Genomic DNA, 24,151 nt, shown 5'->3' with positions numbered 1-24,151 from the left:
GGTATCACGCCCGATCCGCGACGCGTTCGCCGAGCAGGCCCTGCGGCCGGAAGAGCAGGACGAGGATGAGCAGGGAGAAGGCCCACACGTCCTTCCAGGCGCCACCGCCGAACAGGTCCATGCCGGGGATGTCGCCGATGTAGCCGGTGGCGAGGGACTCGGCCACGCCGAGGACGATGCCGCCGAGCATGGCGCCGTAGATGTTGCCGATGCCGCCGAGGACGGCCGCGGTGAACGCCTTGAGGCCCATCAGGAAGCCCATGCGGAAGCCGACCTGGCCGTTCTTGAGGCCGTAGGCGACGGCGGCGATGGCGGCGAACGCGGCACCGATGGCGAAGGCCATGACGATGATGCGGTCGGTGTTGATGCCCATCAGCTTGGCCGTGTCGGGGTCCTGGGCGGTGGCCTGCATACCGCGGCCGGAGCGGGTCTTGGTGACGAAGAACCCGAGGGCGACCATGCAGAGCGGGGCGGCGATCAGGACGAACACGTCACCGCGCTGGATGGTGGCGCCGAGGATGTCGAATGCCTCGCCCTCGAACTGTGGGAAGGGGTGGTCCTTCTTCGCGTCGGGGTACCACATCCACACGACCTGCTGCAGGACGATGGACAGACCGATCGCGGTGATCAGTGGTGCGAGCCGTGGCGCGGTGCGCAGTGGCCGGTAGGCGAAGCGTTCCGCCGCGGTGGCGACGGCGACGGAGACGATGATTCCGCCGATGATCATGAGGGGGACGGCCGCGCCGAGGCCGAAGCCGTCGGGGAGCACGAGCCAGACGGTGAGGGCCCCGAAGCCCCCGACCATGAAGATCTCGCCGTGGGCGAAGTTGATGAGCTGGACGATGCCGTAGACCATCGTGTAGCCGATCGCGATGAGTCCGTACATCGCGCCGAGGATGAGTCCATTGGCCAGCTGTTGCGGCAGTTCGTTCACCGCAGGGCCTCCGTGGAGTGGTTCGGATATGGCGCCGCGCGGGAGCGCTGGATGGGCGCTACCCGCGCGGCCTGGATCAATGTGTGAGTGGGGGTCTCTTACTCGTCCCCTGGTCAGCCCACCTTGGGGGAGGCGCTGTACTCGGGCGCCCACGCGCCCTTGGTGACCTTGTAGGCGGTCATCAGCGTGTTGGTGGTGTCACCGAACTCGTCGAAGGAGATGGTGCCGGTGACGCCGTCGAACTTGACCTTGGCCATGGCGTCCAGGACCGCCTTGCGGCCGTCGGACGGGAGCTTGCCGTCGTTGCCCTCGACCGCCAGCTTGACGGCCTCGATGATGGCCCAGGTGGCGTCGTAGGTCAGACCGCCGTACGCCTCGTAGGCGTCCTCGTAGTTCTCGGCCTCGTAGTTCTTGATGAACTCCTTGGCGGAGTCGAGCTGCTCGACGGGCTTGCCGACGGAGGTGGCGAGGTCACCCTCGGCCTTCTTGTTCAGCTTCGGGTATTCACCGGAGTAGATGCCGTCGCCGCCCATGAGCGGGATGTTCTGGCCGCTGTCCTTGAGCTGCTGGCTCAGGGGCGCGGCGGCCGGGTACTCGCCGCCGTAGTAGAGCGCCTCGGCACCGGTCTTCTTGATCTTGGCCACGACGGAGTTGAAGTCGCGGTCGTCGGGGTTGATGTGGTCGCTGCCGACGATCTTTCCGCCGAGCTTGGTGAAGTTCTCCTTGAAGGAGGCGGCCAGGCCCGCGCCGTAGGTCTTCTGGTCGTCGATCAGGTAGACCCTCTTCTTGCCGGCCTTGTTGTAGAGGTACTCGGCCGCGAAGGCGCCCTGGATCTCGTCCGTGGTGGCGGTGCGGAAGAACGTCTTGAACTGCCGGACCGAGTTGCCGGTCTTCCAGCCGTCGCCCTGGGTCAGCTCGGTGCCGGTGTTGGCGGGGGAGATCTGGGTGAGGCCGGCGTCGTTGAACGGCTTCTGCATCTGCTGGGAGACGCTGGAGTTCAGCGGGCCGACGACGCCGAGGACGTCCTTGTTGCTGATGAACTTCTGGGCGTTCTGCTGGCCGACGGAGGGCTGGGCCTGGTCGTCGAGGGGCTCGATCTTGAACTCGATGCCCTTGACGTACTCCTGCTTGTTGGCGGTCTTCGCGGCGAGATCGGCAGAGTTGCGCATGCCGAGGCCGAGGGCCGACAGGTCGCCGGTCAGCGGAGCGTCGAGGCCGATCACAACAGTGGTCTTGTCGCCGCCGCCACTGCCGCCGCCGTCGTCGTCGCGCGACCCACAGGCGGTCAGGGTGAGCGATCCCGCCGCGAGGGCGGCGGTGATGGCTATGAGCGAACGTTGACGCACGAGTCAGTCCTTTCCCTGGCACGGCGGTTCCCCATGGAACGCGCCGAGTCGAGCGCTGGACCGAAGTGGCTTCGAATCCGGTGGCGCGGTGACTGGCGGTGACTCTAGGCGCGTCGACGGAAATGCAGGAGTGGTCTGGCCAAGGCTGTGACGCTCTTGTTATGCCGCGGAGTATCGGAGAGCGCGACACCGCGGGTGGTAGGGGGGAATTCCGGCCGGTTCGCGCTGTCCGCATAGTGAGAATGCGCAGCGTGCGCCTTGAAGGAATGCAGCACCGTTTCTTTGTTTTGGTACTGACGCGACTTGTTGCCGGAGGCTACTGGGGGCCGGAGAGGGGCGGGGAGTATGCCACGTTCGGCCCGAAAAGGAAGCCCCCATGGAGCTTCGGATTCCGCTTTCCTTGATTGCTTGTGAATTACGCAGGGTTACGGGCGCGAAAGGGAGTCCGGCGTTCTGGGGCACTTTTCCGTATTCGATCACCAGGTGGGGGAATCGCACCCGCGCATTGCGAACGATCCGGTGACCGTCCGCGTCCGCGGTGTGGGGGCCGACGGCGCGTCAACCGCCTTCGGACGGCGGGTCGTTGACGCGGGGTGGCGGGCCCGCCGGGCTTCGACGGGGCCCGTCGGGCTGCGGTGAGACGCCGAAGGGGCGGTCGCCTCTTGGCGACCGCCCCTTGGTGTCCGGGAGTGCCGGGTGTCCGGGTGTCCGGGATCCGCAGCGCCGGTCGGCCGGCGGCGTTCCCCTGCGGGAGTCGGCCGGCGGCGTTGCGCTACGCCGGTCAGCCGGCGGCGCCGACCTGCTCGGCGTCCTTCGGGCCGACCTCGCGCAGCAGACAGGTCAGCCGCGCGGTGCACACGCGCCGCCCCTCCTCGTCACTGATCACGATCTCGTACGTTGCCGTCGACCGGCCCCGGTGCACGGGCGTGGCCACGCCGGTGACCAGGCCGGAGCGCACCCCACGGTGATGGGTGCAGTTCAGGTCGACACCGACGGCGATCTTGGAGACGCCGCCGTGCAGCATCGAGCCGACCGAGCCGAGCGTCTCGGCCAGCACCGCGGAGGCGCCGCCGTGCAGCAGACCGTAGGGCTGGGTGTTGCCCTCGACCGGCATGGTGCCGACGACCTTCTCGGCGGACGCCTCCAGGATCTGCACGCCCATTCGCGTGCCCAGGTGCCCGGCGGAGAACAGGGCGGGCAGGTCGACGCCGAGGGAGGCGTACTCGTCGATGACCTCCTGCGGGAACTTCACATGCTGCTGCTCGCCCATGGGTGCGGCTCCGTTCGTCCGATCAGTACGGCTACCTTGACTGAGCGAACGCTCAGTCGGTGGCCGATTGTTCCAGACGGACCACGACCGACTTGCTGGCCGGGGTGTTGCTGGTGTCCGCGGTGGCGTCCAGCGGCACCAGCACATTGGTCTCCGGGTAGTAGGCGGCGGCACAGCCCCGCGCGGTCGGGTAGTGCACGACCCGGAAGCCCGGCGCCCGGCGCTCCACGCCGTCCTTCCACTCGCTGACCAGGTCCACGTACGCACCGTCCGCGACGCCCAGCTCCCGCGCGTCCTCGGGGTTGACCAGCACCACCCGGCGGCCGCCGCGGATGCCCCGGTAACGGTCGTCCAGGCCGTAGATCGTGGTGTTGTACTGGTCGTGCGAGCGCAGCGTCTGCAACAGCAGCCGTCCCTCGGGCAGTTCGGGGTACTCCACCGGCGCGGCGGTGAAGTTGGCCTTGCCGGTGGCCGTGGGGAAGCGGCGCTCGTCGCGCGGGGCGTGGGGCAGGGTGAAGCCGCCGGGGCGGGCCACGCGCGCGTTGAAGTCCTCGAAACCGGGGATCACGCGCGCGATGCGGTCGCGGATCGCGGCGTAGTCCTTCTCGAACTCCTCCCACGGGGTCCGCGAACGCTCGCCCAGCACCCGGCGCGCCAGCCGGCACACGATCGCCGGCTCCGAGAGCAGATGGCGGCTCGCGGGCTCAAGGCGGCCGCGGGAGGCGTGCACCATGCCCATCGAGTCCTCGACGGTGACGAACTGCTCGCCGCTCGCCTGGAGGTCGCGCTCGGTGCGGCCGAGCGTCGGCAGGATCAGGGCACGCGCGCCCGTGACGACGTGCGAGCGGTTCAGCTTGGTGGACACGTGCACGGTCAGCCGGGCGCGGCGCATGGCCGCCTCGGTGACCTCCGTGTCGGGGGAGGCGGCCACGAAGTTGCCGCCCATGGCGAAGAAGACCTTCGCCTCGCCGTCGCGCAGCGCCTGGATGGCGCGGACGACGTCGAAGCCGTGCTCGCGCGGGGGAGCGAACCCGAACTCCTTCTCCAGGGCGTCCAGGAACGCGGGCGCGGGCCGCTCGAAGATGCCCATGGTGCGGTCGCCCTGCACATTGGAGTGACCGCGCACCGGGCACACACCCGCGCCGGGGCGGCCGATGTTGCCGCGCAGCAGCAGGAAGTTGACCACCTCGCGGATGGTCGGCACGGCGTGCTTGTGCTGGGTGAGGCCCATCGCCCAGCACACGATGGTGCGCTGCGAGGCCAGCACCATCTCCAGGGCCCGGTCGATCTCCGCGCGCGTGAGGCCGGTCGCGGCGAGCGTCTCGTCCCAGTCGGCGGCGCGGGCGGCCGCGGCGAACTCCTCGAAGCCGTGGGTGTGCTCGCGTACGAACGTCTCGTCGATCGCGCCCTCGGTCTCCAGGATCAGCTTGTTCAGCAGGCGGAACAGGGCCTGGTCGCCGCCGATGCGGATCTGCAGGAACAGGTCGGTGAGCGAGGCGCCGGCGGTCAGGCCCTTGGCGGTCTGCGGGTTCTTGAACTTCTCCAGGCCCGCCTCGGGCAGCGGGTTGACGCTGATGACCCGCGCGCCGTTCGCCTTCGCCTTCTCCAGGGCGGAGAGCATGCGCGGATGGTTGGTGCCGGGGTTCTGCCCGGCGACGATGATCAGGTCGGCCTGGTAGAGGTCGTCCAGCAGGACGCTGCCCTTGCCGATGCCGATGGTCTCGCTGAGCGCCGAGCCGGAGGACTCGTGGCACATGTTCGAGCAGTCCGGCAGGTTGTTCGTGCCCAGCTCGCGCGCGAAGAGCTGATAGAGGAACGCCGCCTCGTTGCTCGTACGGCCCGAGGTGTAGAAGACGGCCTCGTCGGGGGAGGAGAGGCCGGCGATCTCCTCGGCGACGATGTCGAAGGCGCGCTCCCAGGTGATCGGCTCGTAGTGCTCGCCGCCCTCGGGCAGATACATGGGGTGGGTGAGCCGGCCCTGCTGGCCCAGCCAGTAGCCGCTGCGGTCGGCCAGGTCGGCGACCGAGTGCGCCGCGAAGAACTCCGGGGTGACCCGGCGCAGGGTGGCCTCCTCGGCGACCGCCTTCGCGCCGTTCTCGCAGAACTCCGCCTTGTGCCGGTGGTCCGGCTCCGGCCAGGCGCAGCCGGGGCAGTCGAAGCCGTTCTTCTGGTTGACGCTGAGCAGTGTCAGCGCGCTGCGCTTGAGACCCATCTGCTGCTGGGCGACGCGCAGGGTGTGCCCGATGGCCGGAAGCCCCGCCGCCACATGCTGCGGGCCGGCGACCTGGGGCGCGTCCTGGACAGGATCGGCCTTGGGCGGCTTCGTTGCCATCGCACGGTCTCCTTCGACTGTGGCTGTGAGGTACGTCTCCGATCCTCGCACGGGGGACTGACAGGGGAAGGGGGCGGGCGGGGTGAGCGGGGGGAGGGGCGGGCCGGTGTCCGCGGGGGCCGGGCGGGGGTGACCGGCGGTGCGCGGTGGGGTGGCGGTGAGGGGGCGGGCCGGGATGGTGGCTGGGGGCGGGGTGGTGAGCGTGCTGGCAAAAGTGACCGCGAGCGGGCGTCTGGGGCGGGCCCAGGGGACGGCGAGCGTGCGGCGAGTCGGCCACGAGGGGCGGGCCGAGGTGGCGGCTGGTGTGCGGGCGGGGCGGGCGCGAGGGGGCGGTGGGCGGATCTCGGGGCCCGCGGCCGTGGCGGAGACGTCGTGCCGGTTCGCTGGGGACCGGAGTGTCAGTGGGGCGTGGCAGGATCGGGGGCGTGGCAGAGACAGCACCGAAGCAGACCGACAAGACCTCCGGCGGCGACCGTCCGCGGCTGATGCTGATGGACGGGCACTCGCTGGCCTACCGCGCGTTCTTCGCGCTGCCCGCGGAGAACTTCACCACCGCGACAGGCCAGCCGACGAACGCGATCTACGGCTTCGCGTCGATGCTGGCCAACACCCTCCGTGACGAGTCGCCCACGCACTTCGCGGTGGCCTTCGACGTCTCCCGCAAGACGTGGCGCTCGGAGGAGTTCGCCGAGTACAAGGCGAACCGCTCCAAGACCCCGGACGAGTTCAAGGGGCAGGTCGAGCTGATCGGCGAGCTGCTCGACGCGATGCACGTCTCCCGCTTCGCGATCGACGGCTACGAGGCGGACGACGTCATCGCCACCCTCGCCACCCAGGCCGAGGCCGAGGGCTTCGAGGTGCTGATCGTCACGGGCGACCGCGACAACTTCCAGCTGATCACCGACAACGTCACGGTGCTGTACCCGACCAAGGGCGTCTCGGAGCTCACCCGGTTCACCCCGGAGAAGGTTTTCGAGAAGTACGGCTTGACGCCCGCCCAGTACCCCGACTTCGCCGCCCTGCGCGGTGACCCGTCCGACAACCTCCCCGGCATCCCGGGCGTCGGCGAGAAGACGGCCGCGAAGTGGATCAACCAGTTCGGTTCGTTCGCCGAGCTGGTCGAGCGCGTCGACGAGGTCAAGGGCAAGGCGGGGCAGAACCTGCGCGACCACCTGGAGGCGGTCAAGCTCAACCGGCGGCTCACCGAGATGGTGCGCACGGTGGAGCTGCCGAAGACCGTCGCGGACCTCGCGCGCGTGCCGTACGACCGCAAGGCCGTCGCCATGATCCTGGACACGCTGGAGATCAGGAACCCCTCGCTGCGCGAGCGGCTGCTCGCCGTCGACCCGGGCGCCGAGGAGGCCGAGGCGGCCCCGGTCGTCGCCGAGGGCGTCGAGCTGGACGGCACCGTGCTGGGCACCGGCGAGCTGGCCGGGTGGCTCGCCGAGCACGGCACCGGGGTGCTCGGTGTGGCCACCGTCGACGCCTGGGCGCTGGGCTCCGGCTCGGTCGCGGAGATCGCGCTGGCCGCGCCGGACGGTGCCGCCGCCTGGTTCGACCCGTCCCAGCTGGACGAGGCCGACGAGCGGGCGTGGGCGGCCTGGCTGGCGGACGAGACGCGTCCCAAGACGTTCCACAACGCCAAGGGCGCGATGCGCGTCTTCGCCGAGCACGGCTGGAGCATCGCCGGCGTCACCATGGACACCGCACTCGCCGCCTACCTGGTCAAGCCCGGCCGGCGCTCCTTCGACCTGGACGCGCTGTCCATGGAGTACCTGCACCGCGAGCTGGCCCCCGCGGCCACCGCCGACGGTCAGCTGGCCTTCGGCGCGGACGACGGCGCCGAGGCCGAGGCGCTGATGATCCAGGCCCGCGCGGTCCTCGACCTCGGCCAGGCTTTCGAGAGCCGTCTGGAGGAGGTCGGCGCCGCCGAGCTGCTGCGCGACATGGAGCTGCCCACCTCGGCGCTGCTCGCGCGGATGGAGCGGCACGGCATCGCGGCCGACCGCGCCCACCTCGAGGCGATGGAGCAGATGTTCGCGGGCGCCGTGCAGCAGGCGGTGAAGGAGGCGCACGCGGCGGCCGGGCACGAGTTCAACCTGGGCTCGCCCAAGCAGCTCCAGGAGGTCCTCTTCGGCGAACTGGGCCTGCCCAGGACGAAGAAGACGAAGACCGGCTACACCACCGACGCCGACGCGCTGGCCTGGCTCGCGACCCAGACGGACAACGAGCTGCCGGTGATCATGCTCCGCCACCGTGAGCAGGCGAAGCTGCGGGTCACCGTCGAGGGACTGATCAAGACGATCGCCACCGACGGCCGGATCCACACGACGTTCAACCAGACCGTTGCCGCCACGGGCCGCCTCTCGTCGACGGACCCCAACCTGCAGAACATCCCCGTCCGCACCGACGAGGGCCGGGCCATTCGCCGCGGCTTCGTGGTCGGCGAGGGCTTCGAGTCCCTGATGACCGCGGACTACAGCCAGATCGAACTGCGCGTGATGGCCCATCTGTCCGAGGACGAGGGCCTGATCGAGGCGTTCACCTCCGGCGAGGACCTGCACACCACGGCCGCCGCCCAGGTGTTCGCCGTGGAACCGGCCGCGGTGGACGCCGAGATGCGCCGGAAGATCAAGGCGATGTCCTACGGCCTGGCGTACGGCCTGTCGGCGTTCGGCCTCTCCCAGCAGCTGAACATCGACGCGGGTGAGGCACGCGCGCTGATGGACGCCTACTTCGAGCGCTTCGGCGGCGTGCGCGACTATCTGCGCCGCGCCGTCGACGAGGCACGGGCGACGGGCTACACGGCCACGCTCTTCGGCCGCCGCCGCTACCTCCCCGACCTCAACAGCGACAACCGCCAGCGCCGTGAGGCGGCCGAGCGCATGGCCCTCAACGCGCCGATCCAGGGCACGGCGGCGGACATCGTCAAGATCGCCATGCTCAACGTGGACCGTGCGCTCCGCGAGGCCGACCTGAAGTCCCGCATGCTCCTCCAGGTCCACGACGAAATCGTCTTGGAGATCGCCCCCGGCGAGCGCGCCGCGGCCGAGGAACTCGTCCGGCGCGAGATGGCGAACGCCGTCCAGCTCCGCGCTCCCCTGGACGTCTCGGTGGGCCTGGGCCCGGACTGGGAGTCGGCGGCGCACTAGCGGGACACAACGGGGACCGCCCGGCCGGCCGACACCCCCGTCGGCCGGCCACCCGGCATCCAGGTCGGCCGCCCGGCATCAGGTCGGCCGCCCGGTATCCGGGTCGGCCGTCAGGTACGCAGGTCAGCTGTGCCGGCACCCACGTCGGCCGCCCGGTGCCCAGGCCGGCTGTGCCGGCACTCAGGCCGGCTGTTCCGGCACTCAGGTCGGCTGCCCGGTGCCCAGATCGGCTGTGCCGCCCGGCACCGTGCCGACGGGCCGCCCGACGCCCCCGAACCCCTCCCCACCCCCGGAAGGCCGTCACCCGCGTGGCCCCCGCGGAAAAGCAGGCGGGGGCCGTTCGCCCTGAGGATGCGGGCATGGGTATACGCATGCTCAACCGCCGGCCGGCGCATCCGCCGCTCGCGCCGGTCCCGGCCTTCGCGGTCGGTGCAAGCACCGCCCGTATCGTCCTCGGCCCGGCGGAAGCCGTACGGCTCGCCGCGGTGGACCTGGGGCGCGCGATCTGCCGATGTCGGCCAGTGCTCGCGCTCGGCCGATGCCTCCCTCCCGGCGTGCTCGGCGGGGTCCGATCCGCCGACGCCGAGGAGCGCACGGGGGAGACCGCCCCTTGGCGGGTGTGGGCCGACCTGGCCCGCGGCTACTTCGCGCTGCTGCTGACCCTGCTGCCGCGCAGCCGCCCGGCCGGCACCCTGACGGTGTTCGTGGCGAGTGTCCCCGCCCTCAGCGGGCCGCCGGACGGCTCGGCTCCCTGCTGGTCCGGCTGGGAACCGGGGCCGGGCGCCACACCCTGACCGCACCCGCGTACAGCAGTACGCCCAGCAGCGTTCCCGCGCCCGCCCCGAAGCACAGCGTCGGGACGAGCTCCCACGGCTTGGCGGCGGATCCCCAGTGGGCCCACCACCGCGCCGCCCGCTGCACCGCGGCGACCAGCGCACAGCCACCGATGAGGAGACCCGCCGCCCATCGGTCGCGCGGGGACAGCGACGGCACACCCACCGGCTCGGCCGCCGGCATACGCCGTAGGGCCCGCAGCAGGAACACGGCGATCACCGCGGCGGCGACCGCGGAACCGCCGTACTGCAGGTACCAGTACAGGGGCGAGCCCGCGAACTCCCGGCCGAGCACGGGGAAGAGCCGCATGCCCCACCGGTCGAGATGGGTGAACGCGTCCCACACCACGTGCGTGAGCGCGCCGAGCGCGGCGGAGGCGTACCACCACGCCACCGTCCTCGCCCGCACACGGGCGCGGGGCGCCCCGCAGCGCAGCAGTGCGGCCGGGCCCTGCTGCCGGGATCGCGGCAGCAGGGCCACCAGCGGTTCGCGCACCAGCAGCCACAGGCCCACCAGCGCCCAGGAGATGAGCACATCGATCGTGAACACCCCGGGGAAGGAATGCGTCACATCGCCGAACTCCATCGCACCGGGCAGCACACTTGCCGCGTAATAGGTCAGATCGGGTGCGAACGTACCCGCGATCAGGACGGACGGTACGAACGCTCCTCGGCCGGTTCCGTCGCCGCGCACAAGGGGCAGCACGGCCGCCGCATGGCTCAAGGTGAACGGCAAGTGTGCTCCCCGTGATGAAAGTTGAGCGAGTCGTCGCCCGGTGGTCGTCCGGGCAGTTCAGTATGCGTGAACCGGTGTGAACGAACGGCCGCCGACCTGGGCATACGGACATGGGTCGACATCATGTGGCCAACCGGTGAAAACGGAACACCAACCGGTCCCCCCGTCGAGGAACTTGTCGTAGGGTCACCTGGGGCCATATGTCGGAGGGTGCGACCGATCGGACGCGCGCATCCGGAAGTGCAAACGAACAAAGCGCTGAAAACGGACGCCGATGCAACCGCCCCCGGGCCTCGGCAGTCACATCAGTGGCGGGAACAACAGGCAGAGTCGGGCGCTCGGCGCCCACAGGAGGGGTTCACTTCATGGCGGCGCAAATCAGCAGGCGTCTGCGCAAGGGAGCGGCCACGACCGCTGTGGCCGCGGCAGCGGTCGCGGCTCTGTCCGCGTCCCAGGCTCCCGGAGTGACGACCGACGGCGAGGTCAGACAGACCACCGCCGACTCCCAGCCCACACCCGATGTCAGCGCCGACGACAGCGCGACCGGCAATTCGCCCTATTACACGGACCTGCCGCCGCTGAACACCCCGGCGCCCGCGCCCACCGCGTCGGGCACCCCGCTGGGCACCGGCAGCGCCGAGGCCGGCATACCGGCGACGGTCCTGGACGCGTACAAGAAGGCCGCGGCCCGGCTGAACGCGTCCAAGCCCGGCTGCAACCTGCCCTGGGAGCTCCTCGCCGCCATCGGCAAGGTGGAGTCCGGCCAGGCGCGCGGCGGCCGCGTGGACGCCACCGGCACCACGACCAGCCAGATCCTCGGCCCGCAGCTCGACGGCAACGGCTTCGCGCTCATCAAGGACACCGACGACGGCGCCTACGACGGCAACGCGAGTTACGACCAGGCCGTCGGGCCCATGCAGTTCATCCCCTCCACCTGGGAGTGGGCGGGACGCGACGGCAACGGCGACGGTCTGAAGGACCCCAACAACATCTACGACGCCGCACTCGCCGCCGGCCACTACCTGTGCCGCTTCGGCTGGGACCTGTCCAGCCAGCAGGACCTCGACCGAGCGATCCTCAGCTACAACAACTCGCGGGACTACCTGAACACGGTCCTGTCGTGGCTGGAGTACTACCGCAAGGGCACCCACGAGATCCCCGACGGCACGGGCGCGCTGCCCGCCGACCGCAGCGACAACAGGCCCGGCGGACGCCCCGTTACGCCGCCGTCCGCGCGCCCGGACCCGAAGCCGTCGCCGACCCGGCCGAGCCAGAGGCCGAGCGACAAGCCGAGCGACAGGCCGAGCGACAAGCCGGGCGGCGGTACGCCGACCCCGAACCCCACCCGCCCGACGACACCGCCGGTCCCGACGATCCCGCCGGCCACGCCCACCGACACCGTTCACCACCTGGAGGACGCGGACACGCCCAAGCTCACCGCGACCGCGGGCGACGCCTTCACCCAGCGGATCAGCACCAGGGCGGAGACGCGGTCCGGCGAGGCCGTCGGCAAGGTGCGCGTCCGGTTCACGATCACCGGTGACACCGACGCCACCTTCACCGGCGGCGAGAACGTCGCCACGATCGTCACCGACGGCTCCGGTGTCGCCGCCGCGCCCGTGCTGCGCGCCGGGGAGAAGACCGGCACGTTCACCGTGCGGGCCACCGTCGTCGGCCGGTCGGTCCCCGGTGTCGACTACACCGCCACGGTCACCGCCCGCGCCGCCGACACACTCACCCGCGTCGGCACAGCCCCGCTGACCTGCCCGGCGGGCGGCGAGTTCGCCGAACAGGTGCAGCTGAAGGCGACGTACAAGGGTGCCGTCGCGGACCGCGTCGCGGCCACCGCGACCCTGATCAAGTCGGCGGAGGACCCGACCGAGAACGACAAGGGCCCCTACTTCAAGGACGCCGAGGGCAAGCCCGTCCGCACCCTCGCCGGCCTGGAGACGGGCGCCGACGGCCTGCTGACGCTGCCGAAGCTGTACGCCGACGACGCCGCCGGCACGTATCTGCTGCGCATCACCACCACCGGCGGTGCCACACTCACCGTCGAACTGACGGTGGAGGCCACCGCGTCGCCGTCGCCGACCCCGACGACCGGTGAGACGACGAGCCCCTCCCCGTCGGCGACCGCCTGACCGGCCGCGCACATCACCAGGGCGCCCCTTCCGCTACGGCGATGGGGGCGCCCTCGTCCGTGCGCACCGACGTGTTCTCATCTCGGCGGCCCGTTGCTACGGTGCCCGGACCTGACGGTATGTCAGCTCGATCGAACGTCCCCGCCGCCGGGAGGCCCGCATGCGCGCCCTCATCGCCGCCGCGACCGGTCTCGCCCTCGCGCTCGCCGTCGTCCTCGCCCTCACCGCCCTCGGCTCACCCGCCGGCGAGACGTCCGACAAGCCTCTGCTGACCACGGTCCCCGCCCGCCCGTAGCCGCCCCGAGGGAGGCCGAGATGCGCCGCACGTCCGGACTGGTCCTGCTCGCCCTCGCCGTGTTCTTCGCCGCCCTGTCCCCGCTGCTGCGCTGGTACGCCTTCCCGCGCCTCGCCAAGGTCCCGCCGCACCAGTACCAGGACATGGTGCTGGAGGCCGAGGACGCCACCCTCCTCGACTACGGCACCATGAAGGCGCGCAAGGTTCCCAAAGTCACCATCGTGCAAACGCTCAAAGGGAACGTGGAGGCATCCGAGCGGATCGAACGAACAGCGGGCCGGGATGTGGTCGTCTGGGACACCCTCTCCTACGTCCAGGGACCCGACGGCCGGATGGTCTCCCGCATCCCCGAGCGCTACATCTTCGACGCCCACACCCAGGAGCCCGTCCACGTCACCGGTGAGATGGTCGACGGCGATCCGGTCAGACGCGAGGGCATCGAGTTCAAATGGCCGTTTCTGACCGAAAAACGGAACTACGAGTACTTCGACGCCCAGACTCGCACCTCCGCACCCATCCACTACCGAGGCACCCGCACGTTCCGGGGCCTGGACGTCTACTACTTCGAGCAGACCGTCCCCTGGACCCAGGTGAAGTTCCCCCGGACCATGCCCGTCGAGGGCATCACCCCCGAGTCCGTCGCCGCCACCGGCACCACCCGCTGGTACACCACCGTCCGCCGCTTCTGGGTAGAGCCCGTCACCGGCGCCCCCGTCTACGGCGAGGAGATCCACCAGGAGGAACTGCGCGGTGGCACGCTGCTCGGCGACCGCGACAGGGTCACGGCGTTCGCCGGGCACGTGAAAATGCGCGAGGACTACATCGAGCACACGGTCGATCTGGTCAGGTCCCAGCGCATGCTCGTTCTGCTGCTCGTCTCGTACCTGCCCTGGTCGTTCCTGACGCTCGGCGTCCTTTTGTTCGTTCTCGCCCTGTGGCTGGAGGCACGCGGCCGGCGTCCGTCGCGAGCGGCGCCGGACACGGCGGTGACGACGGAGCCGGTCGGCGGCTGAGCGGTCAAACGCCCAGCGGCTGAGCGTTCGAGCGCCACGTGGCTGAACGGTCACGCGTCCAGCGGCTGAGCGTGTGAACGGCTCAGCGCCTGAGCGCCGCGTTGGTGTGCCGGGTCGGCTGCGCTCCGGCCGGATCCTCGGGCCACGGGTGCTTCGGGTACCGGCCGCGCAGCTCCGCCCGTACAGCCTTGTAGCCGTCCCGCCAGAAGGAGGCCAGATCGGCCGTCACGGCGGCGGGCCGTCCGGCGGGCGACAGCAGATGCACCAGGACCGGCACCCCGGCGAGTTTCGGAGAATCGTCCAGCCCGAACATCTCCTGGAGCTTCACCGCGAGCACCGGCCGCTCGGGGTCCGTGTAGTCGATCCGGATTCTGGACCCGCTCGGTACGGTGATCCGCTCCGGCGCCAGCTCGTCCAGGCGCGCCGCCTCGCCCGACGCCCAGGGCAGCAGCCGGCCGAGGGCTTCACCGGCGTCGATCCGCGCCAGGTCCGCCCGCCGCCGGGCCCGGCTCAGCTCCGGCTCCAGCCACTCGTCCACGCGCGCGTGCAGCGATGCGTCCGAGACGTCCGGCCACGGGTCCCCCAGGTGCAGCCGCAGGAACGCCAGCCGCTGCCGGAGCACCTCGGCGTCGGGGGACCAGCGCAGCAGACCCAACCCCTCCTGCCGCAGCCCCTCCACAAGCGCCTCGCGGACGAGCGCCGGGCCGGGGTCCCTCAGCGGGCGCACCGCCACCTCGATCGCCCCGAGCCGTTCCACCCGGCGCGCGACGACGTCCCCGTCCGCCCAGAGGACTTCCTCGGCCTCCGAGCGCAGCGGTGCCGCCGCGGACCGGGCCGTGTCCTCGTCGATCACGGCGGCGAGCTGCACGCGCGCGTGCCCCCTGCCGACGGGCCGGTCGGCCACGGCGATCGCCAGCCACGGGCCACCGCGCAGCGCGGAGCCGTCGGGCAGCTCGGCGCGGGCGCCGGACGCCATGAGGTAGGACCCGCCGTCCAGCCTGGCCACGCGCTCGGGGAAGGCGAGGGCCGCGACGACCCCGGCGACCCGGTCGTCCCCGGTGCGGGAGCCGGCCTCAGGCCCGTCCCCGGCGGGGAAGCCCCCCTCGGGCGCGGAGGGCGTCTCGCCGACCGCGGCCCGCAGCCGCCGTACCTCCGCACGCCACCGTGCGGAGTAGGCGTCACCGCCACGCCGGGCGGCGCGCAGAGCGCCCGCGAGGTCGTCGCCGTACTCCCGAGGCGCTTCCTCGGACAGCAGGGCCACGACCTCCGCGCCCGCACCGGAGGTGTCCAGCAGCGCCCGTCCGAGCCTTGGGTGCAGGCCCAGCCGCGCCAGCCGCAGGCCCCGCTCGGTGGCCCGCCCGGCCGCGTCCACCGCGCCCACCGCCGTCAGAGCGGTGCGTGCCGCCGCCATCGCCCCGGCCGGCGGCGGGTCGAGCAGCGCCAGCCCGGAGGCGTCCGGATCACCCCAGCACGCCGCCTGGAGGGCGAATGCCGTCAGGTCGGCCACCTTGATCTCGGGGGAGGGGAACCGCGGCAGACGCGCGTCTTCGGCCTCCGCCCAGCAGCGGTAGACCGTGCCCGGAGCCTCACGCCCGGCACGCCCCGCCCGCTGCCGTCCCGCGGCCTGTGAGGCCCGTACCGTCGTCAGCGCGCTCAGCCCGCGCGCGTGGTCGACCCGTGGCTCACGCGCGAGGCCCGCGTCCACGACCACCCGTACGCCGGGAACCGTCAGCGACGACTCCGCCACCGCCGTGGCCAGGACCACCCGGCGCCGCACACCCGGCGAGAGCACCGCGTCCTGAACGGCTGCCGGAGCCCGGCCGTGCACCTGGAGCACCTCGACGTCCCCCAGATCACCGAGCTGCCCGGCGACCCGCGCGATCTCACCCACTCCGGGCAGGAAGCACAGCACGTCCCCCTCCCGCTCGGCCAGCGCCCGCCGCACCACCGACGCCACATGGGTCAGCAGCGCGGGATCCACCCGCATGCCGTGCGGCGGCCGCACCGGACGCGCGGGCGGCGCCCACACCACCTCCACCGGGTGCGAGACGCCCGGCGCCTCCACCACCGGCGCATCGCCCAGCAGCCGCGCCCAGCCCTGGGCGTCCGTCGTCGCCGAGGCCGCCACCAGCCGCAGCTCGGGGCGCAGGGCCTCGCGCACGTCCCACAGGAAGGCGGCTGCGGTGTCCGCGTCCAGATGCCGCTCGTGGCACTCGTCGAGCACCACCACGTCCACGCCCGTCAGCTCCTGATCACGCTGCAGCCGCTGCAGCAGCACACCGGTCGTGACGACCTCCACGCGCGTGTGCCGTCCCACCACCCGCTCACCGCGCACGGTGTAGCCGACGCTGTCGCCGGCCTTCTCGCCCAGCAGCCATGCCATGCGCCGGGCCGCCGCGCGGGCCGCGATGCGCCGGGGTTCGGCCACGACCACCCGCCGAGCGGGCCCCTCGCCGAGCAGTCCGGCCAGGGCGAGCGGCACCAGCGTGGTCTTGCCCGTGCCGGGCGGCGCGACCAGCACGGCGGTGCCGTGGCCCTCCAGGGCGTCGTCCAGACCGGGCAGGGCGCTGCGGACGGGCAGCGCGTCCAGGGCGTCGTAACGGATCACGGTTCTCAGTCTCGTACGAGCGCGAACGATCAGTCGATCAGTCTCGTGAGCAGACGACCAGTCTCATGCGCAGACGACGACCAGTCTCATGCGCAGACGACGACCAGTCTCATGCGCAGACGACGATCAGTCTCGTGCGCAGACGAGGATCGGCCTCATGCGCAGGTGACGATCGGCCTCATGTGCGGTCGATCAGTCTCGTGTGCAGACGAAGATCGCCGTGCCGGGGATCAGATTTCCGCGCAGGGGTGACCAGCCGCCCCACTCCGCGGTGTTCCACGCGGGCCACTCCGGCTCCACGAGGTCCACCAGCCGGAAGCCCGCGGCGACGACGTCCCGCACCCGGTCGCCGATCGTCCGGTGGTGTTCGACGTAGACCGCGCGGCCGTCCTCGTCCTGCTCGACGTAGGGCGTGCGGTCGAAGTAGGACCCGGACACGCTCAGGCCCTCGGGGCCGGGTTCGTCGGGGAAGGCCCAGCGGATCGGGTGGGTCACCGAGAAGACGAAGCGGCCGCCGGGCCGCAGCACCCGGTGGACCTCGCGCAGCACCTGGACCGGGTCGGCGACGAAGGGGAGCGCCCCGTAGGCCGAGCACGCCAGGTCGAAGGAGGCGTCCGCGAAGGGGAGGGCGCAGGCGTCGGCGCAGACCAGGGGGAACGTTCCGCCGATGCGCAGCGCGTGCTGGAGCTGGCGGTGGGAGAGGTCCAGGGCGACCGGGCGGGCGCCCTGGGCGGCCAGCCAGCGCGAGCACTGGGCGGCGCCGGCACCGATCTCCAGGACGTCCTTGCCCTTGAGGTCCTCCGGCGGCCCCAGCAGCTCCGCCTCCACCTCGTCCAGGCCCTCGGGACCCCAGACGAAGCGGTCGTCGCCGAGGAACGTGCCGTGCTCGGTCTGGTACTCGTCGGCGTTGCGGTCCCACCAGCCGCGGTTGGCCCGGGAGCTCTCGGCCGCGCCGGCCTCCCGCCGGGTGGCCTCCGGCTCGGCGGCGTACTCGGAAGAAACGGGCTCTTGGATGATCGGCTCCCTCGTCGTACTCTTCCGTCCAGCCTCGTCCCGGTGGCGTCACAAGAGGGGCGCCCCGAGCCCTGCGTGGCCTCAGAAGACAGGAATTGTGCCGGGTATGCGGTGTTCCGCCCCGGGTGTGCGCCTTCGCGCATTGACCCTGCCCGGCTGCCCCCGTATGCTACAAGTTGCGCTGCGGGCCTGCGCACCTCAGACGTAGCAGGCTGCGCTCGCATCTGTTGTATGTCCCCTCGGTTGTCGAGGCGCACCACCGGTTTCACCAGGTGGGGCGCTTCCTTGGCTGTCCGGCTTCTGCAGAGCGAAACGGGCTCCCGGCGTAGCAGTACCTACGACTTCAATGTCCGTACCGGAGCCCTTTCCCACATGACGAGCAGCACCGAGACCACCGCCACCACCCCGCAGGTAGCGGTCAACGACATCGGTAACGAGGAAGCCTTCCTCGCAGCGATCGACGAGACGATCAAGTACTTCAACGACGGCGACATCGTCGACGGCGTCATCGTGAAGGTCGACCGGGACGAGGTCCTGCTCGACATCGGTTACAAGACCGAAGGCGTGATCCCGAGCCGCGAGCTCTCGATCAAGCACGACGTCGACCCCAACGAGGTCGTCGCCGTCGGTGACGAGATCGAGGCCCTGGTCCTCCAGAAGGAGGACAAGGAAGGCCGCCTGATCCTCTCGAAGAAGCGCGCCCAGTACGAGCGTGCCTGGGGCACCATCGAGAAGATCAAGGAAGAGGACGGGATCGTCACCGGTACCGTCATCGAGGTCGTCAAGGGTGGTCTCATCCTCGACATCGGCCTCCGTGGCTTCCTCCCGGCCTCCCTGGTCGAGATGCGCCGCGTTCGCGACCTCCAGCCCTACGTGGGCAAGGAGCTCGAGGCCAAGATCATCGAGCTGGACAAGAACCGCAACAACGTGGTCCTGTCCCGCCGTGCCTGGCTGGAGCAGACCCAGTCCGAGGTCCGCCAGACGTTCCTCACGACCCTCCAGAAGGGTCAGGTCCGCTCCGGTGTGGTCTCCTCGATCGTCAACTTCGGTGCCTTCGTGGACCTGGGTGGCGTCGACGGTCTGGTCCACGTCTCCGAGCTGTCCTGGAAGCACATCGACCACCCCTCCGAGGTTGTCGAGGTCGGCCAGGAGGTCACCGTCGAGGTTCTCGACGTCGACATGGACCGCGAGCGCGTCTCCCTGTCGCTGAAGGCGACCCAGGAAGACCCGTGGCAGCAGTTCGCCCGCACCCACCAGATCGGCCAGGTCGTGCCCGGTAAGGTCACGAAGCTGGTTCCGTTCGGTGCGTTCGTCCGCGTGGACGAGGGCATCGAGGGTCTGGTCCACATCTCCGAGCTGGCCGAGCGCCACGTGGAGATCCCGGAGCAGGTCGTCCAGGTCAACGACGAGATCTTCGTCAAGGTCATCGACATCGACCTCGAGCGCCGCCGCATCAGCCTCTCGCTGAAGCAGGCCAACGAGTCCTTCGGTGCCGACCCGTCGGCGGTCGAGTTCGACCCGACCCTGTACGGCATGGCCGCGTCCTACGACGACCAGGGCAACTACATCTACCCCGAGGGCTTCGACCCGGAGACCAACGACTGGCTGCCGGGCTACGAGAAGCAGCGCGAGGAGTGGGAGCGCCAGTACGCCGAGGCGCAGGCCCGCTTCGAGCAGCACCAGCAGCAGGTCATCAAGTCCCGCGAGGCCGACGCCGCTGCCGCGGCCGAGGGTGGCGAGGCTGCGGCTCCGGCCGCGACCGGTGGCTCGTACTCCTCCGAGGGTGGCGACAACTCCGGCGCCCTGGCGTCGGACGAGGCGCTCGCCGCTCTGCGCGAGAAGCTGGCGGGCGGCCAGAGCTGATCGCTCGCCGCTCGGCCTAGCCGCTGATGTGAGGGGCCGCACCTTTCGGGGTGCGGCCCCTTCGTCGTGCGGTTCTCGGGGTGTCGCGCAGTGCCCCGCAGCCCTTGAGGGCGTTGTCGTTGATCTCGGGAATGAGTACCGGCTGTGCCTCGTTGTTCACTGTGAACACGAGGAGGAGCGGTCACTGTGCTTGATCCGCAGGATTTGTACACGTGGGAACCGAAGGGCCTGGGCGTCGTCGACATGGCGCTCGCCCAGGAGTCCGCCGGCCTTGTCATGCTCTACCACTTCGACGGATACATCGACGCGGGTGAGACCGGCGACCAGATCGTCGACCGGCTCCTCGACGCGCTGCCCCACCAGGTCGTGGCGCGCTTCGATCACGACCGGCTCGTGGACTACCGGGCCCGTCGCCCGCTGCTGACCTTCCGGCGCGACCGCTGGACCGACTACGAGGAGCCCACGCTCGCCGTACGCCTGGTCCAGGACGCGACCGGAGCGCCGTTCCTGCTGCTGTCCGGACCCGAGCCGGACGTGGAGTGGGAGCGCTTCGCCGCCGCCGTGGAGCAGATCGTGGAGCGGCTCGGTGTCCGGCTCGCCGTGAACTTCCACGGCATCCCCATGGGCGTCCCGCACACCCGGCCCGTCGGGCTCACGCCCCACGGCAACCGCACCGACCTGATCCCCGGCCACCGCAGCCCCTTCGACGAGGCCCAGGTGCCCGGCAGCGCGGAGTCGCTGGTCGAGTTCCGCCTCATGGAGGCCGGTCACGACGTCCTCGGCGTCGCCGCGCACGTCCCGCACTACATCGCCCGGTCCGCGTATCCCGACGCGGCCCTGACCGTGCTGGAGGCCATCACGGGGGCCACCGGACTCGTCCTGCCGGGCATCGCCCACGCGCTGCGCACCGACGCCCAGCGCACCCAGACCGAGATCGACCGGCAGATCCGGGAGGGGGACGAGGAGCTCACCGCGCTCGTGCAGGGCCTTGAGCACCAGTACGACGCCGTCGCGGGCGCGGAGACGCGGGGGAACATGCTCGCCGAACCCGTGGACATCCCGTCGGCGGACGAGATCGGGCGGGAGTTCGAGCGGTTCCTGGCGGAGCGGGAGGGAGACCTCTGAGGCGACCGGGGCGGCGGGGGGAGCGCTGTGCTGGCCCGCGTGAGGCGAGTGGGCGGGGGCTGCTGAGGGCTGCCGGTGGTGGTCGTCGGGTCCTGTCGGGGCTGCGGTACGGGCCTACGGTCGTACGGGACGGCCGTACTGCCGTATTCCTGTACCGCCACGCCGTATCGCCGTACCGCCGTACCGCCGTACCGGCGCCGTGCCGTCGGCTCCGCCGGTGCTGGTGCGGGGGGCCGCGGTGGCAGGCCCTAAGCTTCCGCTCATGCTGACAGTGGGCCTGACCGGCGGTATCGGTGCCGGCAAGAGCGAGGTGTCGCGGCTGCTCGTGGAGTGCGGAGCCGTACTGATCGACGCGGACCGTATCGCGCGCGAGGTCGTCGCACCGGGGACGCCCGGCCTCGCGGCCGTCGTCGACGCCTTCGGCAAGGACATCCTCGCCGAGGACGGCGGTCTCGACCGGCCCAAGCTGGGCTCCGTCGTCTTCAGCGACCCGGAGAAGTTGGCCCTGCTCAACTCCATCGTCCACCCCCTGGTCGGCGCCCGTTCCCGTGAGCTGGAGGAGGCGGCCCCCGCGGACGCCGTCGTCGTTCATGACGTGCCGCTGCTGACCGAGAACGGGCTGGCGCCGATGTACGACGTCGTCATCGTCGTCGACGCGGCACCCGAGACCCAGCTCGACCGGCTCGTACGGCTGCGCGGCATGTCCGAGGGCGACGCACGCGCGCGTATGGCCGCCCAGGCCACCCGAGAGCAGCGCCGGGAGATCGCCGACATCGTCATCGACAACGACGTGCCGCTTCCGGAACTCCGTCGCCGGGTACACGAGGTGTGGGAGGACCTCGCGGAGCGGGCCCGCGCTCGTACGAGCCGGTCCTGACACGCCCCGCGGGGTGCCGTCGCGGCGAGGCGGAGGGACGGGCGGGGAATAGCGCTGTCCGCCGCGGGCGTTGGACGCTGCAGCGTGGGAAGGACTGTGCCGTGCCCGAGATCAGCGGTTCGACCGGACGTACTCCGGAGACGCATGTCATCGACTTCCGTGCCGCTGAGCAGCTGCTCGCCGCACGGGACCCCAGGGGCGCGGTGAAGCTGCTCGACCGGGTCATCGCCGCGCACCCCGAGAACACGGCCGCCCGGCTGCTGCGTGCGCGCGCCTTCTTCGCGGCGGCGCAACTGCGACCCGCCGAGCTGGAGTTCACCGTCGTGCTGGAGCGGGAGCCGGACAACGCCTTCGCCCACTTCGCCCTTGCCCGCACCTATGAACGCCAGGGGCGCCCGGACCAGGCCAAGCGCCACTTCCGGCTGGCTGCCGCGCTCGATCCGAACCCGCAGTACCTCAAGGCGGCCCGCTTCGACGCGTGACCGGGTCGCGGGAGTGCGGGGACGGTGACGGCGTCGCCCGGCGTCCGACAGGTGGATCCGGCCCGTGATCGATGGTTCACTGTGCGTGCATCGGGGGCGTGCGCATGCCTCGGCGGACCGCCTCCGGTCTCGATCGGTTGCCTCATCGTGGCGCACTCACACGAACGAGTGAACGAGCGCGGGGTGGGGAACGGCCGTGCCGGCGTGGGCCGTTGGACGGGCATGAGGCTGGACATGCGAGACGGATACGAAGGTACGGGGCCGGGCGCGATCACCCCCGACGGCTGTGCGGTGGAGCTCTACTCCCGGTTGCCGATCGGGGACGAGCCGGAGATCGTCGCCGGGGCCGTCCCGGCAGGCGCGCACATCCTGGAGCTGGGCAGCGGAGTGGGGCGCATGACGCACCCCCTGGTGGAGCGCGGCTTCACGGTCACCGCGGTGGACGAGTCACCGGAGATGCTCGCCCGGGTCCGCGGGGCGCGCACGATATGCGGCTCCATCGAGGACCTCGACCTGGGCGAGACGTTCGACGTGGTGCTGCTCGCGTCGTTCCTGGTCCACGCCGGGGACGTCGAGGTGCGGCGCGGGATGCTGCGTACCTGCGCACGGCATGTCGCCGACGGTGGCTGTGTGCTCATCCAGCGCGAAGGGGAGGACTACCACACGAACCTGCCGCGCGAGCGCGTCGACCCCACCGGCTTCACCGTGCGCATGCTGTCCTCGGAGCCGGTCGGCGAGGGGGTCAACTCGGTCCGTGCCGAGTACGTCTTCCCCGACGCCGTGTGGACCCAGACGTTCCTGGCGCGTCCGCTGACGCAGGAGCAGTTCGAGGAGGCGTTGGCGGAGGCGGGGTTGAGAGTGGACAAGTATCTGACGCCGGACCGGATATGGGTGCGGGCCGTACCGGCGGTGCCCGCGGTGGAGGTGCGGGAGGGCTAGGGCTAGGGATCGTTCGGACAGCGCCTCGCGAGCGATGAGTTCTGGCCTCGGCGAGCGATGAGTTCTGGTAGGTGAGCGGGTCTGTCCCTGTGACAGAAGAACGGATCGCCTGTGCAGGAGAAGCTCATGTCCGAGACCACCGCCGCCGTCACCGCCGCCGATTCCCCTGCTGGACCCGCGGTCCGTGGTACGGGTGTCGCCGAGTCCGCCGGCACCCGCGGGCGCCGCGCTCGTATCGCCCTGCGTGGCCTGCAGATCGTGCTCACGCTCTTCTTCGGCATCGCGAGTGCCCTGCCCAAGCTCATCGGTCACTCGTCCGCGGCCGAGGTCTTCGACGAGATCGGCTGGGGCAGCGTGGGGATGTACGGCATCGGGGTGCTCGAACTGGCCGGTGCGGTCGCGCTGTTGGTGCCGGTGCTTCAGTCGGTGGCGGCCGTGGCGCTGAGCGGTCTGATGGTCGGGGCGTTCGTCTTCCAGCTGACCGTCTTCGACGGGGAGAACGCGGCGACCCCGCTGATCCTGATCGTGCCGCTCGCTCTGATCGCCTGGGCTCGGCGCAGCCACAACGCGGAGCTGCTTCGACTGGTCCGTCGGGGTGCTTGAGAGCCCAGGGCACCCGCCCGTACGTCAGCGGTCCCGAGGAGACCGACCGTCCGGGAGGAAGCCCAGGCCGCCGATGCCACGGAGCCGCTCCAGCTCGCGGCGGTCGCGCTTGGTGGGGCGGCCGGTGCCGCGGTCGCGGAGGCCGACGGGCGTGACGGCCTCGCGGGGCGGCGGGGGCGGGCTGTTGTCGACGTAGCACTGGGCGGCCACCGGGGCACCGACCCGCTTGCGGATCAGGCGCTTGACGACGACGACGCGTTCCCGGCCCTCGTGCAGGACGCGGACCTCGTCGCCGACGCGCAGGGAATGGGAGGGCTTGACGCGGTCGCCGTTCACCCGGACGTGGCCGCCCTTGCAGGCGGTGGCGCCGATGGACCTGGTCTTGACCAGCCGTACGGACCAGATCCAGCTGTCGACCCGTACGCTCTCACCGTTCGCCGGACCCGCCGCCTCGGCCGCGGCCACGGCAGCGGCGATCTTCGGGTCGGGCGGGGTGGCGCCGTCACCGGCGACGGCCTGCTGCGTGTCGTCCGCGTCCGAGGAAACCATGGCATCGACCTTAGCTCGCCAGGAGCCGAGACCTGGACT

Annotated in this window: 19 protein-coding genes; 11 read left to right on the top strand and 8 right to left on the bottom strand. The window is 71.2% G+C overall.

Features of this window, described 5'->3' with window-relative positions:
- Positions 1-4 precede the first annotated feature (4 nt).
- The 4 genes from ACSU6M_RS08595 to ACSU6M_RS08580 all read right to left on the bottom strand — a co-directional run bounded on the left by ACSU6M_RS08595 (position 5) and on the right by ACSU6M_RS08580 (position 5,882).
- Positions 5-934, bottom strand: coding sequence for a branched-chain amino acid ABC transporter permease (locus ACSU6M_RS08595; protein WP_437068429.1), 930 nt, complete (start codon positions 932-934; stop codon positions 5-7).
- A 113-nt stretch (positions 935-1,047) separates the two neighbouring features.
- A complete protein-coding gene (locus ACSU6M_RS08590) occupies positions 1,048-2,280 on the bottom strand; it encodes a branched-chain amino acid ABC transporter substrate-binding protein (RefSeq protein ID WP_437068427.1) in 1,233 nt (410 codons plus the stop codon).
- A gap of 781 nt (positions 2,281-3,061) precedes the next feature.
- Positions 3,062-3,550, bottom strand: coding sequence for a hotdog fold thioesterase (locus ACSU6M_RS08585; protein ID WP_437068426.1), 489 nt, complete (start codon positions 3,548-3,550; stop codon positions 3,062-3,064).
- Between the two features lie 52 nt (positions 3,551-3,602).
- A complete protein-coding gene (locus tag ACSU6M_RS08580) occupies positions 3,603-5,882 on the bottom strand; it encodes an FdhF/YdeP family oxidoreductase (protein WP_437068425.1) in 2,280 nt (759 codons plus the stop codon).
- A 425-nt stretch (positions 5,883-6,307) separates the two neighbouring features.
- Here ACSU6M_RS08580 and polA point away from each other — a divergent pair, with 425 nt between their 5' ends.
- Both polA and ACSU6M_RS08570 read left to right on the top strand, forming a co-directional pair.
- Entirely contained in the window at positions 6,308-9,034 is a 2,727-nt protein-coding gene (polA, locus tag ACSU6M_RS08575; protein WP_437068423.1) for a DNA polymerase I, read from the top strand.
- A 359-nt stretch (positions 9,035-9,393) separates the two neighbouring features.
- Positions 9,394-9,828: a hypothetical protein gene (locus ACSU6M_RS08570; RefSeq protein ID WP_437068422.1), complete on the top strand. Its 435-nt coding sequence runs from the start codon at positions 9,394-9,396 to the stop codon at positions 9,826-9,828.
- Here the strand turns inward: ACSU6M_RS08570 and ACSU6M_RS08565 are convergent.
- Complete coding sequence (locus ACSU6M_RS08565; RefSeq protein ID WP_437068421.1) at positions 9,758-10,603, bottom strand: DUF4184 family protein; 846 nt, start codon at positions 10,601-10,603, stop codon at positions 9,758-9,760. The genes ACSU6M_RS08570 and ACSU6M_RS08565 overlap by 71 nt on opposite strands.
- Before the next feature lie 365 nt (positions 10,604-10,968).
- Between ACSU6M_RS08565 and ACSU6M_RS08560 the strand changes: the two genes are divergently transcribed.
- From ACSU6M_RS08560 to ACSU6M_RS08550, 3 genes are all read left to right on the top strand, one after another.
- Positions 10,969-12,744, top strand: coding sequence for a lytic transglycosylase domain-containing protein (locus tag ACSU6M_RS08560; protein WP_437068419.1), 1,776 nt, complete (start codon positions 10,969-10,971; stop codon positions 12,742-12,744).
- A 160-nt stretch (positions 12,745-12,904) separates the two neighbouring features.
- Positions 12,905-13,039, top strand: coding sequence for an SPW_0924 family protein (locus ACSU6M_RS08555; protein ID WP_437068417.1), 135 nt, complete (start codon positions 12,905-12,907; stop codon positions 13,037-13,039).
- A gap of 20 nt (positions 13,040-13,059) precedes the next feature.
- Entirely contained in the window at positions 13,060-14,052 is a 993-nt protein-coding gene (locus ACSU6M_RS08550) for a DUF3068 domain-containing protein (RefSeq protein WP_437068416.1), read from the top strand.
- Positions 14,053-14,134: 82 nt separating this feature from the next.
- Here ACSU6M_RS08550 and hrpB read toward each other — a convergent pair whose 3' ends face one another.
- Together hrpB and ACSU6M_RS08540 are read right to left on the bottom strand one after the other, a co-directional pair.
- Entirely contained in the window at positions 14,135-16,660 is a 2,526-nt protein-coding gene (gene hrpB / locus ACSU6M_RS08545) for an ATP-dependent helicase HrpB (protein WP_437068414.1), read from the bottom strand.
- Positions 16,661-16,852: 192 nt separating this feature from the next.
- Positions 16,853-17,488, bottom strand: a complete 636-nt coding sequence (locus ACSU6M_RS08540; RefSeq protein WP_437068412.1) for a class I SAM-dependent methyltransferase — start codon at positions 17,486-17,488, stop codon at positions 16,853-16,855.
- A 558-nt stretch (positions 17,489-18,046) separates the two neighbouring features.
- Between ACSU6M_RS08540 and rpsA the strand changes: the two genes are divergently transcribed.
- The 6 genes from rpsA to ACSU6M_RS08510 all read left to right on the top strand — a co-directional run bounded on the left by rpsA (position 18,047) and on the right by ACSU6M_RS08510 (position 23,563).
- On the top strand, positions 18,047-19,537 hold the full coding sequence (gene rpsA / locus ACSU6M_RS08535; protein ID WP_437068410.1) for a 30S ribosomal protein S1: 1,491 nt from the start codon (positions 18,047-18,049) through the stop codon (positions 19,535-19,537).
- A gap of 186 nt (positions 19,538-19,723) precedes the next feature.
- Entirely contained in the window at positions 19,724-20,662 is a 939-nt protein-coding gene (locus tag ACSU6M_RS08530) for a PAC2 family protein (protein ID WP_437068409.1), read from the top strand.
- A 262-nt stretch (positions 20,663-20,924) separates the two neighbouring features.
- The gene (gene coaE, locus ACSU6M_RS08525) at positions 20,925-21,539 is read left to right on the top strand and encodes a dephospho-CoA kinase (protein WP_437068407.1); all 615 of its coding nucleotides are present in this window, start codon (positions 20,925-20,927) and stop codon (positions 21,537-21,539) included.
- 101 nt (positions 21,540-21,640) lie between these two features.
- A complete protein-coding gene (locus ACSU6M_RS08520) occupies positions 21,641-22,021 on the top strand; it encodes a tetratricopeptide repeat protein (RefSeq protein WP_437068406.1) in 381 nt (126 codons plus the stop codon).
- A gap of 234 nt (positions 22,022-22,255) precedes the next feature.
- Entirely contained in the window at positions 22,256-22,960 is a 705-nt protein-coding gene (locus ACSU6M_RS08515) for a class I SAM-dependent methyltransferase (protein ID WP_437068404.1), read from the top strand.
- Positions 22,961-23,086: 126 nt separating this feature from the next.
- Complete coding sequence (locus ACSU6M_RS08510; RefSeq protein ID WP_437068403.1) at positions 23,087-23,563, top strand: DoxX family protein; 477 nt, start codon at positions 23,087-23,089, stop codon at positions 23,561-23,563.
- A 24-nt stretch (positions 23,564-23,587) separates the two neighbouring features.
- Here the strand turns inward: ACSU6M_RS08510 and ACSU6M_RS08505 are convergent, their stop codons facing one another.
- Positions 23,588-24,112, bottom strand: coding sequence for an RNA-binding S4 domain-containing protein (locus ACSU6M_RS08505; protein WP_437068401.1), 525 nt, complete (start codon positions 24,110-24,112; stop codon positions 23,588-23,590).
- Between the last annotated feature and the right edge of the window lie 39 nt (positions 24,113-24,151).

Origin of the sequence: Streptomyces sp. enrichment culture (assembly GCF_964272895.1) — a bacterium.
In the GTDB taxonomy this organism is placed as follows: domain Bacteria; phylum Actinomycetota; class Actinomycetes; order Streptomycetales; family Streptomycetaceae; genus Streptomyces.
The sequence above is the reverse complement of the archived record's forward strand: the minus strand, read 5'-3'. Positions and strand labels throughout refer to the sequence as shown.